This window comes from Streptomyces sp. NPDC025721 (assembly GCF_055558595.1).
This window is the reverse complement of the sequence record NZ_JBVHMF010000016.1, coordinates 25,209-38,295: the sequence shown is the minus strand read 5'-3', so window position 1 is coordinate 38,295 and position 13,087 is coordinate 25,209. Positions and strand designations below refer to the sequence as shown.

The following is a 13,087-nucleotide window of genomic DNA, read 5'->3' as shown; positions in this document are numbered from 1 at the left end:
ACAGGACGCGTGCTCGGCGCGCGGAAGGGCGCGTGTGCGGCGCGCGGAAGGGCTTCGTGACAGAGCTGGTGTTCACAGCGCGGGGGCGGTCTCGCGCAGCGCCAGCTCGAAGCGCCGGACGCCTTCGGTGATCTCGGCGGCGCCCGTGGTGTAGGCGAAGGTGATCCGTATGTACGGGGCGGGCGACTCGGCGGGGAAATAGGGACGGCCGGGGGCGACGGCCACGCCCGCGCGGAGCGCGGCGCCGGTCAGCGCGGTCTCGTCGGTGCCGTCGGGCAGCCGCAGCCACAGGTGGTAGCCGCCGGTGGGCACCGGGTCGGGGACCAGTTCCGGCAGGCGGTGCCGGAGCGCGGCGAGCATGGCGTCGCGCCGCTCGCGCAGTGCGGCGGTGACAGCGCGCAGATGGCGCGGCCAGGAGGGCGCGCCGACGAGTTCCAGGGTCGCCTCCTGGAGGGGCCTGGGCACGAAGAAGCTGTCGACCACCTGGATGGCGCGCAGCCGTTCCATCACCGGGCCGCGGGCGATCAGCGCGCCGACGCGCAGATTGGGCGAGGTCGGCTTGGTGAGCGACGCGAAGTGGACGACGGTGCCGTACGGGTCCTCGGCGACCAGGGGCGGCGGCAGCGGGTCGCCGTGGCCGAGCCGCCGGGCGAAGTCGTCCTCGACCACGAAGGCGCCCGCCGCCCGCGCGATGTCGAGCACCTGGCGGCGGCGCCCGGCGGCGAGCACCGCGCCGGTCGGATTCTGGAAGAGCGGCTGGCAGAAGAAGACCCGCGCGCCGCTGGCCTCGAAGGCGTCGGCGAGCAGATCGGGCCGGACGCCGTCCGCGTCGAGCGGGACCGGCACCGGCCGCAGCCCCGCGGCGCGGGCGGCGGAGAGCGCGCCGGGGTAGGTGGGCGATTCGACGAGTACGGCGGAGCCCGGCGCGGCCAGCGCGCGCAGGGCCGTGGTGAGGGCGGCCTGCCCGCCGGAGGTGATCAGCACCTGGGCGGGCGGAACTCCCGCCTCGCGGCCGAACCAGTTCCGCAGCGCGGTGAGCCCTTCCAGCGGCGGCCGTTCCCAGGCGCCGGGCCTGCGGGCGGCACGGGCCAGCGCGGCGCCGAGCGCCCGCTCGGGCTGGAGGCCGGGGTGCAGATAGCCGCCGTTGAGGGGGATGACGCCCTGCGGCGGGCCGACCAGGCAGCCCAGCACTCCGGAGGCGTCGACCACGCGCGGTGCCACGTCCGGGTCCTCCGCGGTGAGCGCGACCTGCTGCCAGGAGGTGTCGACGGCGGTGGTGGTCGCCGCGCCCTCGGCGGCCCGGTAGGTGCCCGCGCCGGGCCGGGTGACGACCAGTCCCTGCGCGGCGAGCGTCGCCAGCGCCCGCGAGACCGTCACCGGACTGACCCCGAACCGCTCGACCAGGGCCCGGCTCGACGGCAGTTTCGCTCCCGGTGAGAAGCGGTCCAGCTCTCCTCGGAGGGATTCTGCCAGCGCACTGGCACTGCTATCGTCATTCATGAAGGATAAGAATAGCGCTACTCCCCGCACCTCAGTAGCGGTCGCGGGCACCGCGCTCGCCTGTCTCGGTGTGGCCGCCTTTTCGCTCACCTTCCCTTCCACCCACTGGGCGCTGAGCGGATTCGGCGCCTGGTCGGCGGTGACGGTCCGGGCGGTCCTGGCCACCGCGGTCGCCGGGGCCTTCCTCGCGGCGGGCCGGGCGAAGGTGCCGGACCGGGAGCACTGGGCGGGACTGGCCGTGGTCGCCTGCGGTGTCGTCATCGGCTTCCCGCTGCTGACCACCCTCGCGCTGCGCACCACCGACACCTCGCACGCCGCCGTCGTCGTCGGCGCGCTCCCGCTGTGCACCGCGGTGCTCGCGGCCGTGCGCACCGGTGCGCGGCCGTCCCGTACGTTCTGGATCGCGGCCGTCGCGGGCGCGGCGGTGGTCACCGCCTTCTCGCTCGGCGAGAGCGGCGGCGCGCCGACCGCCGGGGACGGCTTCCTCTTCGCCTCGCTGCTGGTCTGCGCCGCCGGTTACGTGGAGGGCGGGCGGCTGGCGTCGGTGCTGCCGGGCTGGCAGGTGGTCGGCTGGGCGCTGGTCGGTACGCTGCCGCTCACGCTGCCCGCCGCGGTCGTGTCGCTGTCGCTGGAGCCGGTACGGCTGACCGGCGAGTCGGTCGGCGGCCTGGTGTGGGTCTCGGTGGTGTCGCAGTTCCTCGGCCTGATGGTCTGGTACCGCGGCATGGCGGCGATCGGGGTGACCAGGGCCAGCCAGCTCCAACTCGCCCAGCCCGTGCTGACGTTGGTGTGGTCCGCCGCGCTGCTCGGTGAGCACCTGGGCCGTGCCACACTGCCCGCGGCGCTCGCCGTACTGGTCTGCGTGGCCGTCACCCAGCGCTCCGGCGCCCGGCAGGCGCGGGAAGTACGCAGGTCGCGGGCCGCGGCGCGGGCGCGCGGGGCCGAGGCGCCGGACGCCGGCCCGGAGGCGTTGCGGTCGGGCGACGCGCACGAGATCGTGGCACACGGCGATCCGCGACGGCGCGCGCCGCGGTGACACGCTCCCCCGACTACCCCGATGCGCTCGGGTGTGCGCCCTCGGACCTGGGCAGTTCTCCTGGGACCGCCGAACAACCGTCCGGCGGTCCGGTCGTCACGGACTGGACCGGGCCGGTCGTCACGGACCGGACCGGACCGGCCGAGGGTCACCGCACGGACCGGGGCGCGCCGAAGAGGCGTGGGGATGAGGGGGAGGACGGCATGCACGGACCACCGCTGGTGGCCTGGCTGCTCGTGGCGCTCAGCACCGTCGCCGCGGTCGCGTGCCTGTTGCGCCGCGAAGCGCGCGACGAGGCGGTGATGGCGGCGGGCATGGCGGTGATGGCCGTCCCGATGTCCGTCCTCGACCCGCGGCCGTGGGGGACGCCGCTGTTCGCCGTCGTCCTCGGCGTGGTCTTCGCGCTGGCCGGGGTACGGGCGCTGCTGCTGGTCCGGCGGCCCGGCCACCATCTGCACCACTCCGTGTGCTCGGCCGCGATGGTCTACATGGCCGTGGCGATGGGCGGGGCGGCGTCGGCGCACGGCGGCCACGCCGAGCACATGGCGGCCACCGGCGCGGGCACCCCGCTGCTCACCGGCCTGCTGCTGCTCTACTTCGCGGGCTACGTCCTGCGCAGCGGCACCACCCTGGTCGCGCTCCCGGCGCAGGCGCACGGCGCGCCGGGCGGCGGCCCGCTGATATCCACCGGCCAGGCGGAAGGAGGCGCGGGCGGCGACCGGGACCGTGTCCCGCTGCGGCACGCGCCGGAGGTCGCGGCGGCCTGCCGGGTGGCGATGGCGCTGGGGATGTTCGCGATGCTGCTGACCCTGTGACCGACTCGCTGCCGTGAGTCATGCGTCACATCGGGTCGTGGTCCGTCCCCCGTGAACCGCGCGCCTCCTAGGCTGATCACCATGACGGTCCCGTTCGTGCTGCTGATTCTCGGCGCACTTGCGGCGGCGATGGCGCCGCGTCTGCTGTCCCGTGCCAAGTGGCCGGAACGCGAACCGGTGCTGGCCCTGTGGGTCTGGCAGTGTGTGGTCGCCGCCGTACTGCTGTGCTGCGTGCTGGCCATGGCGCTCTCCGCCTCGGCCGCCTGGGCCGCGGTCCGCGGCAATCTCTTCGCGTTCGCCCCGAGCGGTGTGGTCGACGCCTACGCGCTGTCCGAGTACGGCCGCTGGGCCGGGACCATCGCCGTCCTGCTCGCGCTCGGCGGTGTGTGGACCGCGGCGATGCTCACCCGCGAGGTGCGCGGCACACGGTCGCGGCGCAAGCAGCGCCGCGCGGAACTCCGCGTGCGCGCGCCCCGGCTGCCCGGCGAGACCGTCACGCCCGGCGAGCGCCTGGTGGTCCTGGAGGACGCCCGCTCCGACGCCTGGTGGCTGTCCGGCGCCGAGCCCCAACTGGTCATCACCACGGCCGCGCTGCGCCGCCTGAAGGGCCGCCAACTGGACGCCGTGCTGGCCCACGAGCAGGGACACGTACGCGCCAGGCACGACGTGCTGCTGCACTGCTCGGGCGCGCTCGCGGGCGGCTTCCCGCAGGTGCCGGTCTTCGCCGCCTTCCGTGACCAGGTGCACCACCTGGTGGAACTGGCGGCCGACGACACCGCCTCGCGCCGCTTCGGCCGCCTCACCACCGCCCTCGCGCTGGTCGAACTCAACGCGGAACGCGGTGTCTTCGGCCCCTGCCCCACGCCGCTCGCCGCGCTGCCCGGCCGCGTGCACCGGCTGCTCGATCCCGCGCCCCGGCTGCCGCTCGGCCAACGGGTGCGGATGACGGCCTTCGCGCTGCTGGTCCCGGCCGTCCCGCTGCTGATCGCTTTCGGCCCCGGCCTCGGCGCGCTGACCTGAGCGGCGGCGGGAGAGGCGGGGCCATGGCCGTCAAAGGCGTGATGTTCGACTTCTCCGGCACCCTGATGCGGGTCGAAGCGGCCGAGTCCTGGCTGCGGTCGGCGCTCACCGCCGAGGGCGTCACGGCCACCGACGACGAGGTCTCCGCGTACGCCGGAACGCTGGAGCGGGCGGGCGCGCTGCCCGGCGGCGGACCGCCCGAGCGGATTCCGCCGCGATTGGCGGCGGCCTGGGCCCGGCGCGACACCAGCGCGGCCGAGCACCGAGCGGCGTACGGCGGCCTGTCCCGTACCGTCGCGCTCCCCTGGGATGTGCACGACGCGCTCTACGACCGGCACATGGCGCCCGCCGCGTGGAATCCGTACCCCGACACCGAGCGCGTGTTGCGGGCCCTGCGGGACCGGGGCGTGCCGGTGGCGGTGGTGAGCAACATCGGATGGGATCTGCGGCCGGTCTTCGGGGAGCACGGGCTGGACGAGTTGGTGGACGTCTTCGCGCTGAGCTTCGAGCACGGCGTCCAGAAGCCGGACGAGCGGCTTTTCCGGATCGCCTGCGACGGGCTCGGACTGGAGCCCGCGGACGTCGCGATGGTGGGCGACAGCCGTGCGGCGGACGGCGGCGCCGCCGCGCTGGGCTGCCCGGTGTTCCTGGTGGACCATCTGCCGGTGACGGCACGTCCCGACGCGCTGCTCGGCGTCCTGGACCGACTGGGCTACCGACTGGGCTGATGCGGCGCCGCGCACCGTACGCGCCGAGCGCTCATGAACCGGCCGCTGAAGGGGCAAGCGCTTTCAGGACACGAGCCTCGATGACAAGCGCTTTCGGGATCGGCGCCGGTCCCGGCGATCCCCCGCGCCGCCGGGCCCGGCACCATCCCCCGTTTCCCGGACAGGGCGAAGCCCGCCGGGTTGCGCTGAGTATATTGGCTCGCAGCCAGTCAACGCAGGAGTAAATAATGTCCCCTCGGAGCGCATCGGTCAATGAAGCTATGCGTCAGCGTTCCCGGGAACGGTTGCTCCAGGCAACCGTGGAGCTGGTGGAGGAACGCGGCTACGCGGCCACCACGCTGGCGGACATCACCCAGCGGGCGGGGTCGGCACGCGGCCTGGTCTCGTACTACTTCGCGGGAAAGCGCGAACTGTTGCAGTCCGCCGTGCACCGGCTGATGCACATGGAACTGGCCGCCGCGCTGGACCGCGAGCCGCGGTCGGAGGACGGCCAGGAACGGATGGCGCGGGCCATCGACGCGGTCCTCGGCCTTACGCAGACGCACACCACCTTGATGCGTACGCACATGGCGTCGATCCTCCAGGCGGAGGGTTTCATCCAGTGCCCGGAGCAGCAGAAGCTCGCGGCGCTGCTGAGCCAGGCGGTGGACGGCGCGGGAATCGTGTCGGGACCCGAGGGTCCCGAGGCGGAGTACCGGCTGCTGCGCGCGCTGCTGATGGGCGCGACCGTGGCGCTGCTGCTGCCGGGCGCTCCGATGCCGCTGTCGCGGCTGCGGGCCGAACTCTTCGAGCGGTACGGGCTGGAGTGGACGCTGGGGGTGCCGCCGAAGGACTGCGCGGTGGCCCCCGCGAAGGCCGGCGCGGGCGGGGACGGGGGCGGCGGGGACGGCGGGGGCCGGTGACCGGTGGGCTGAAATCGTGCGCCTCGACCGGGCCGCCGGGTGCGGCGCTCTGCCGCGACGCGTCCGGAGGGCGCATGCTGGTGACGTCCCGCCGAAGGGAGCACCGTCGTGTTACGCGTCGCAGTCGTCGGTTCGGGTCCGAGCGGGGTGTACACCGCGGACGCGCTCACCCGTCAGGAGTCGGTGCCGGATGTCGCGGTTGACGTGCTCGACCGGTTGCCGTGCCCGTACGGCCTGGTCAGATACGGTGTCGCGCCCGACCACGAGAAGATCAAGTCCCTCCAGGGCAGCCTGCGCAAGGTGCTGGAGGACCCGCGGGTCCGCTTCCTCGGCAACGTCGGCGTAGGGCCCGCGCCGCTGACGCCGGAGCGGCTGCTCGGCCTGTACCACGCGGTGGTCTACTGCGTGGGCGCCGCGACCGACCGCAGACTGGGCGTGCCCGGCGAGGAGTTGCCCGGCAGCTACTCGGCGACCCGCTTCGTGTCCTGGTACAGCGCGCACCCCGACGAGCCGCCGGACGGCTTCGCGCTGCGGGCCCGCTCGGCCGTGGTCATCGGCGTGGGGAACGTCGCGGTCGACGTGGCGCGCGTGCTGGCCCGGCGCGCGGACGAACTGCGGCGCACCGACGTACCGGAGGCGGCGCTGCGGGCGCTCGCCGACAGCCGCGTCACCGACATCCACATGGTGAGGCGGCGCGGACCCTCGCAGGCGAAGTTCACCACCAAGGAGCTGCGTGAGCTGGGCGCGCTGGCCGACACGGATGTGATCGTGCGCGAGGACGAGTTGGCGCTCGACCCGGCGTACGCCGACCCCTCCGGTCTGCCGACGGCGGCCCGGCGCAATGTGGAGGTGCTGCGCTCGTGGGCCGCGCAGCCGCCGCGGGGACGGCCGCGCCGACTCCATGTGCGGTTCTTCCTGCGCCCCACCGCGTTCCTCGCCGACGAGGCCGGGCGGGTGCGCGCGGTCCGTTTCACCCGAACGGGTCCTGACGGGCGCGGCGGTGTGTCCGATACAGGCGGCGGCGAGGAGATCGACGCGGGACTCGTCCTGCGCTCGGTCGGCTACCAGGGGGTGCCGCTGCCCGGCCTGCCCTTCGACCCTCGGGGCGCGGTGGTGCCGAACGACGCGGGCCGCGTGCTGCGCGACGGTACGCCCTCCCCCGGCGAGTACGTGGCGGGCTGGATCAAGCGCGGGCCGACCGGTGTGATCGGCACCAACCGGCCGTGTGCCAAGGAGACCGCGACGGCGCTGATCGCCGACGCGCCGGGTCTGCTGACGCGAGAGCTGTCGGCCGATCCGCTGGCCGGATTGCGGGCCGCGGGCGTACGGCCGGTCGCCTGGCCGGGCTGGCTGGCGATCGAGGCGGCGGAGGCGGAACGGGGCCGTTCCCTGGACCGGGGGACGGTCAAGATCCCCGACTGGGAAGGGCTGTTGACGGCGGCGGGCCACTCGTCGTCGCCGCCCGCCGAGGGACCGGCCTGAGGCCCCGTCAAGGACGGGACGGATCGAGGCGCGTCGAATCCAGCCACTCGAAATCCGGGCACTCGAATCCGGGCACTCGAATCCAGGGACTCGGATACAGGCACTCGGATACAGACTTTGGATCCGGGCGCCCGACGCCCCACGGTCAGCCGTCGAGCCGGGCCGCCTGGCGGGCCGCCGCGTCGAGGACGCGGTCGAGCAGACCGGGGAAGAGCGCTTCGAGGTCGTCCGTGCGCAGCGCGTTCATCTTGGAGGTGCCGCGGTAGATCTGGCTGATGACGCCCGCCTCGCGCAGCACCCGGAAGTGGTGCGTGGTCGTGGACTTGCTGACCGGCAACGGCACGTCGGAGCAGGCCACTTCACCGTGGGCCGCGGCCAGATTGCGGACCACGATCAGCCGCATCGGGTCGGACAGCGCGTGCAGCACCTCTTCGAGCCGGATCTCCCCGGCGCCGGGGTGCTCCAGCGCGCGCCCGGCGGCGGCCGGGGCGTCGGGGCCCGCAGCCGACACCGACGACGACGGTGCCGGTGCCGGTGGCGCGTGGGACGGAATCGGGAGTGTCATGAACGTCATATTACGATACCTGTCGTAGTTTGACGTCTGCCGTACTACGGCGTCTATCGTAGAAGCCGTCACCAGTGCGCGGCGACAGGCCCCGACCGGTGGAGCCCCGCGACGGAGTCCGACGACGAGGAGAGTGCCGTGAGCGCGCTGTTCGAGCCCTTCACCCTGCGGTCCGTGACCATTCCCAACCGGGCGTGGATGGCGCCGATGTGCCAGTACTCGGCGGCGACCGAGGGGCCCGACGAGGGAGCGCCCGGCGACTGGCACTTCGCGCACTACGCGTCGCGGGCGGTCGGCGGCGCCGGACTGATCCTGGTCGAGGCGACCGCGGTCAGCCCCGAGGGCCGGATCAGCCCCGCCGACCTCGGGATCTGGAACGACCACCAGGTGGCGGCCTTCAGCCGGATCACCCGCTTCCTCAAGGACCACGGCACCGTGCCCGGCATCCAGATCGGCCACGCCGGACGCAAGGCGTCCACGGACCGGCCGTGGGCGGGCGGCGGCCCGCTGGGCGCGGACGAGCGCGGCTGGCAGCCGGTGGCGCCGAGCCCGGTGGCGTTCTCCGACGACTCCAAGGTGCCGACCGAGCTGTCGGAGGCGGACATCAGGGACGTCGTCGGGCAGTTCGTGGCCGGGGCCCGGCGCGCGCTCGCGGCGGGCTTCGAGGTGCTCGAACTGCACGGCGCGCACGGCTATCTGATCGGCGAATTCCTCTCACCGCACAGCAACCACCGCACCGACGGCTACGGCGGCGCCTTCGAGAACCGGATCAGGTTCGCGCTGGAGACGGTCGACGCCGTGCGCGAGGTCTGGCCGGAGGAACTGCCGCTGTTCTTCCGCATCTCGGCCACCGACTGGCTGGAGGACGGCGGCTGGACGGCGGACGAGACGGTCCGCTTCGCCAAGGAACTGCTCGTGCGCGGGGTCGACCTGCTCGACGTGTCCACGGGCGGGAACGCCGCGGGCGTACGCATTCCGCTCGGCCCCGGCTATCAGGTGCCCTTCGCGGCCCGCGTGAAGGCCGAGACCGGCCTGCCGGTGGCGGCCGTCGGCGAGATCACCCACCCCCGGCAGGCCGAGACGATCCTGTCCACCGGCCAGGCCGACGCCGTCCTGCTCGGCCGCGAACTGCTGCGTACGCCGAACTGGCCGCTGCACGCCGCCCGTGAGCTGGGCTCCGAGGTGGCGGTGCCGCAGCAGTACGGGCGGGCCTTCCGCCGGGCCGGTATCTGACCGGTCCTGCCCGGCGGTCCGCCATCGGCGGCGTCGTTGCGCGGGCGGGTCCGATCCCCGTCCGCGGCACGGCCGTTGAGCCAGTAGAGTGACGGACCGTGACAGCGCGACCATTGAACGAGATCGTCGAAGCGGGCTGGGCGAAGGCGCTCGAACCGGTGGCGGACCGGATCGCGGCGATGGGGGACTTCCTCCGCGCCGAGATCGCCGCGGGGCGTACGTACCTTCCCTCCGGTGCGAACGTACTGCGCGCGTTCCAGCAGCCCTTCGACGACGTGCGGGTGCTGATCGTCGGGCAGGACCCGTATCCGACCCCGGGTCACGCGGTGGGACTCAGTTTCTCCGTCGCACCGGACGTACGGCCGCTGCCGGGCAGTCTGGAGAACATCTACCGCGAACTGGGCTCCGACCTGGGGCTGCCGCGGCCGTCCAACGGGGATCTCACGCCGTGGACCCGGCAGGGTGTGCTGCTGCTCAACAGGGCGCTGACCACCGCGCCCCGGCGGCCCGCCGCGCACCGCGGCAAGGGCTGGGAAGAGGTCACCGAGCAGGCGATCAGGGCGCTCGCCGCCCGGGGCCGTCCGCTGGTCTCCGTGCTGTGGGGCCGGGACGCCCGCAATCTGCGACCGCTGCTCGGGCAGTTGCCCGCCATCGAGTCCTCGCACCCCTCCCCCATGTCGGCCGACCGCGGCTTCTTCGGCTCGCGGCCCTTCAGCCGCGCCAATGATCTGCTGGTCCGGCAGGGTGCGCAGCCGGTCGACTGGCTCCTTCCCTGACATGTCTTGACGGTACTCTGCCCGGGTGACGACGCATCCCAATACTCCGGCGGGCTGGTACGCCGACCCGCAAGGCACTCCGAATCTGCTCCGCTACTGGGACGGCAAACAGTGGACGGAGCACACGAACCCCGGCCAGATTCCGCAGCAGCAGCAAGGCGGCGGCAACGCGTGGGAGGTGAATGTCAGCGGCGCCCCCGACCCGTCCAAGGTCCAGCGCCAGGTGCAGCAGCAGGCCGGGATAGCGCCGACCTCGTTCGGCGGCGGCACCCTGTTCACCGAGCCGATCCTGGTGGTGAACCAGAAGGCCAAGCTGATCGAGCTGGTCAACGAGTACAGCGTCTTCGACCAGCAGGGCCGTACCCTCGGCTCGGTCGTCGAGATCGGGCAGAGCACGGCGAAGAAGGTGCTGCGCTTCGTCTCCAGCGTGGACCAGTTCCTGACCCACAAGCTGGAGGTCAGGGACGCGCACGGGCAGCCGCAGTTGGTGCTCACCCGGCCCGCGAAGTTCATCAAGTCCAAGGTGCTGGTGCACCGCTCGAACGGTGAGCCGCTCGGCGAGATCGTGCAGCAGAACGCCTTCGGCAAGATCAAGTTCGCGTTCATGTACAACGGCCAGCAGATCGGTGCCATCAAGGCAGAGAACTGGCGGGCATGGAACTTCGCCATCGTGGACCACACGGAGACGGAGATCGGCCGGATCACCAAGACGTGGGAGGGCCTGGCCAAGACCATGTTCACCACGGCGGACAACTACGTCCTCCAGATCCACCGGCCGCTGGCCGACCCGCTGCTGAGCATGGTCGTCGCCTCGGCGCTGACCGTGGACACCGCGCTCAAGCAGGACTCGCGCGGGCTCGGCTGATCCGTGCCCGCTTCCGCTGACTGGGTGCTCGGGATCGACTCCGGCGGTTCCGGTGTGCGGGTGGCCGTCGCCCGCGCCGACGGCACCGAGGTGTCCGCGCCCGCCGTCTCGGCCCGCCCGGCCGTGACCGGCGAGCGCGGGATCGACGCCGCGAGCCTGCTCGACCAGGTCGTGCCCCTGGTGAACGGCCTGCTGGACAAGGCCGGGGCCGGCACGCTGGCCGCCGCATGCGTCGGCGCGGCCGGTATGGCCACACTCGGCACCGACCTGCGCGCCGTGCTGCCCGACGCCCTGGCCGCCGCCTTCGGGGTGGAGTCGCTGGCGCTGGCCGGTGACGCGGTGACCGCGTACGCGGGCGCGCTCGGTCTGCGGCCGGGCGTCGTCGTCGCCGCGGGGACCGGCATGATCGCGCTCGGCACCGCGGCCGACGGCCGCGGCTGGCTGCGCGCGGACGGCTGGGGCCATCTGCTGGGCGACGCGGGCGGCGGGTCCTGGATCGGCCGCGCGGGCCTGGACGCGGCGATGCGCGCGCACGACGGCAGGGCGGGCGGCTCCACGGCGCTGCTGGCCCGCGCGGAGGACCGTTTCGGGCCGCTCGACGGGATGCCCGCACGGCTCTACCCGCGCCCCGACCGGCCCGCCGTGCTGGCCTCGTTCGCGCCCGACGTGGCCGCCTGTGCCACGGGGGGCGACCCGGTGGCCTCCGGCATCCTGCGGGCCGCCGCGACGCACATCCTGGAGTCGGCGGCTGCCGTACGGCCGGACGCCACCGCGGTGGACGTGGCGCTGACCGGTGGCCTGTTCAAGATGGGTGAGCCGCTGCTCGGGCCGCTGCGTGAGCGGGCCGGGCGGATGCTGCCGGACGCCAGGCTCGTACCGGCGGCCGGGGATCCGCTGGACGGCGCGCTGCTGATCGCGGGGGCGCTGCACCGGGACGCGCTGCCGCTTCCGGCCGACCCCGCGCTGCTGCGGCTCGTCTCCCGTGCCGCACCGGCACGTTCGCGTACCGCACCGGTTCGTTCCGGTGCCGACGCGGCGCGTTCCGGCACAGCTCAGACTCGTTCGATGACCGAACGTGAGCGGTGAAAGGGACAGATCAGGACAGGTCTGCCGCGGCTCCGACCCGGCCGAACATCCAGGCGCCCCAAGGCGTTAGCATGCGTCGCCATGAGCACTGCCACAGGGCCCGCCTCCGGCCTTCCCGTTCGAATGCCGCGCCCGCGCCAGCCGGGACGTCACCGCCGACCGGAGGCGCTGGCCGCGCCCGAGGGCGCGCCGGTGCTGGTTCTGGCCGTCCCCGGCACTCCCACCGCCGCCGCGCTCAGTCTGGCGGAGGAGGTCGTGAGCATCGCCCGCTCCGAGCTGTCGGGACTCGATCCGCGGATCGGCTTCGTCGACGGTGAGGACGGCGCGGAGACCGAATTCCCGGCGCTGCGCGGCGTCCTGGCCGCCATCGCGGACGAGCGGTCGGGGGAGGACACCGCGGCCGTCGTCGTCCCGCTGCTCGCGGGACCCGAGGCTTCGGTGCTGCGCAGGATCCGGCAGGCCATCGCCGACACCAAGGCGCAGGTGGAGCTGACCGACGTCCTCGGTCCGCACCCGCTGCTCGCCGAGGCGCTGCACGTCAGGCTCGCCGAGGCGGGTCTGGCCCGCGCCGACCGCGCCCGGCTGTTCACCGTGGCGACCGCGGCCGACGGGATCATCCTGGCGACCGTCGGCGGCGAGGAGGCGGCGCAGGCCGCGGGTGTGACCGGGCTGCTGCTGGCCGCGCGGCTCGCCGTGCCGGTGCTGGCCGCCGCGCTCGACGAGGACGGCTCCATCGCACGGGCGGCGGAGCAACTGCGCTCCTCCGGCTCCGGCCGGCTCGCGCTCGCCCCGTGCCTGATCGGCCCGGAGATCGCGCCGCAGCTCCTGCACACCGCCGCGGCGGAGGCGGGCTGCTCGGGCGCCGACGCGCTCGGCCCGTACCCGGCGGTCGGCAAGCTGGTGGTCACGCATTACGCGGGCGCGCTGGGCATCGCGATGCAGCAGCAGGAGAGCGCGCCCTCGCACTGAACGAGGCGGCGCGTCGACACGGCGACGACAACGGCGGGGGGGGGGGGGGGGGGGGGGGGGAGGGGGTGGGGGGGGGGGGAGACCCGTTTGGGGGGGGGGTGTGTGGTTGC

12 protein-coding genes and 1 pseudogene are annotated in these 13,087 nt (G+C 73.9%); 11 read left to right on the top strand and 2 right to left on the bottom strand.

Going from position 1 to position 13,087, the window contains the following annotated elements:
* Positions 1 to 72 precede the first annotated feature (72 nt).
* Positions 73 to 1,500, bottom strand: coding sequence for an aminotransferase-like domain-containing protein (locus ACZ4EF_RS22165; RefSeq protein ID WP_467506189.1), 1,428 nt, complete (start codon positions 1,498 to 1,500; stop codon positions 73 to 75).
* Here ACZ4EF_RS22165 and ACZ4EF_RS22160 point away from each other — a divergent pair.
* From ACZ4EF_RS22160 to ACZ4EF_RS22135, 6 genes and pseudogenes are all read left to right on the top strand, one after another.
* Positions 1,499 to 2,383, top strand: a pseudogene (locus ACZ4EF_RS22160) (DMT family transporter); the annotation flags it as partial. The gene ACZ4EF_RS22165 and the pseudogene ACZ4EF_RS22160 overlap by 2 nt on opposite strands.
* 356 nt (positions 2,384 to 2,739) lie before the next feature.
* Positions 2,740 to 3,351: a DUF5134 domain-containing protein gene (locus ACZ4EF_RS22155; protein WP_467506187.1), complete on the top strand. Its 612-nt coding sequence runs from the start codon at positions 2,740 to 2,742 to the stop codon at positions 3,349 to 3,351.
* Positions 3,352 to 3,432: 81 nt separating this feature from the next.
* Positions 3,433 to 4,371, top strand: a complete 939-nt coding sequence (locus ACZ4EF_RS22150; RefSeq protein WP_355343774.1) for a M56 family metallopeptidase — start codon at positions 3,433 to 3,435, stop codon at positions 4,369 to 4,371.
* Between the two features lie 23 nt (positions 4,372 to 4,394).
* Positions 4,395 to 5,099 (top strand): HAD family hydrolase, encoded by a 705-nt coding sequence (locus tag ACZ4EF_RS22145; RefSeq protein WP_467506185.1) that lies wholly within the window; start codon positions 4,395 to 4,397, stop codon positions 5,097 to 5,099.
* Positions 5,100 to 5,326: 227 nt separating this feature from the next.
* Complete coding sequence (locus tag ACZ4EF_RS22140) at positions 5,327 to 6,001, top strand: TetR/AcrR family transcriptional regulator (RefSeq protein ID WP_467506183.1); 675 nt, start codon at positions 5,327 to 5,329, stop codon at positions 5,999 to 6,001.
* A 108-nt stretch (positions 6,002 to 6,109) separates the two neighbouring features.
* Complete coding sequence (locus ACZ4EF_RS22135) at positions 6,110 to 7,483, top strand: FAD-dependent oxidoreductase (protein WP_467506181.1); 1,374 nt, start codon at positions 6,110 to 6,112, stop codon at positions 7,481 to 7,483.
* A gap of 145 nt (positions 7,484 to 7,628) precedes the next feature.
* Here ACZ4EF_RS22135 and ACZ4EF_RS22130 read toward each other — a convergent pair whose 3' ends face one another.
* Positions 7,629 to 8,048, bottom strand: a complete 420-nt coding sequence (locus ACZ4EF_RS22130) for an ArsR/SmtB family transcription factor (RefSeq protein WP_467506179.1) — start codon at positions 8,046 to 8,048, stop codon at positions 7,629 to 7,631.
* Positions 8,049 to 8,186: 138 nt separating this feature from the next.
* On the opposite strand from ACZ4EF_RS22130, the gene ACZ4EF_RS22125 reads away from it, so the two are divergent.
* The 5 genes from ACZ4EF_RS22125 to ACZ4EF_RS22105 all read left to right on the top strand — a co-directional run bounded on the left by ACZ4EF_RS22125 (position 8,187) and on the right by ACZ4EF_RS22105 (position 12,977).
* Positions 8,187 to 9,281, top strand: coding sequence for an NADH:flavin oxidoreductase/NADH oxidase (locus ACZ4EF_RS22125; RefSeq protein ID WP_467506177.1), 1,095 nt, complete (start codon positions 8,187 to 8,189; stop codon positions 9,279 to 9,281).
* Positions 9,282 to 9,379: 98 nt separating this feature from the next.
* Positions 9,380 to 10,057 carry a uracil-DNA glycosylase gene (locus ACZ4EF_RS22120; RefSeq protein ID WP_188280927.1) on the top strand — a complete coding sequence of 226 codons (678 nt, stop codon included), beginning with the start codon at positions 9,380 to 9,382 and terminating at the stop codon, positions 10,055 to 10,057.
* A gap of 25 nt (positions 10,058 to 10,082) precedes the next feature.
* On the top strand, positions 10,083 to 10,922 hold the full coding sequence (locus tag ACZ4EF_RS22115; RefSeq protein WP_355343755.1) for an LURP-one-related family protein: 840 nt from the start codon (positions 10,083 to 10,085) through the stop codon (positions 10,920 to 10,922).
* 3 nt (positions 10,923 to 10,925) lie between these two features.
* Entirely contained in the window at positions 10,926 to 12,008 is a 1,083-nt protein-coding gene (locus tag ACZ4EF_RS22110) for an N-acetylglucosamine kinase (RefSeq protein WP_467506174.1), read from the top strand.
* Between the two features lie 81 nt (positions 12,009 to 12,089).
* Positions 12,090 to 12,977 (top strand): sirohydrochlorin chelatase, encoded by an 888-nt coding sequence (locus tag ACZ4EF_RS22105; RefSeq protein WP_355343749.1) that lies wholly within the window; start codon positions 12,090 to 12,092, stop codon positions 12,975 to 12,977.
* The last annotated feature ends 110 nt before the right edge of the window (positions 12,978 to 13,087 follow it).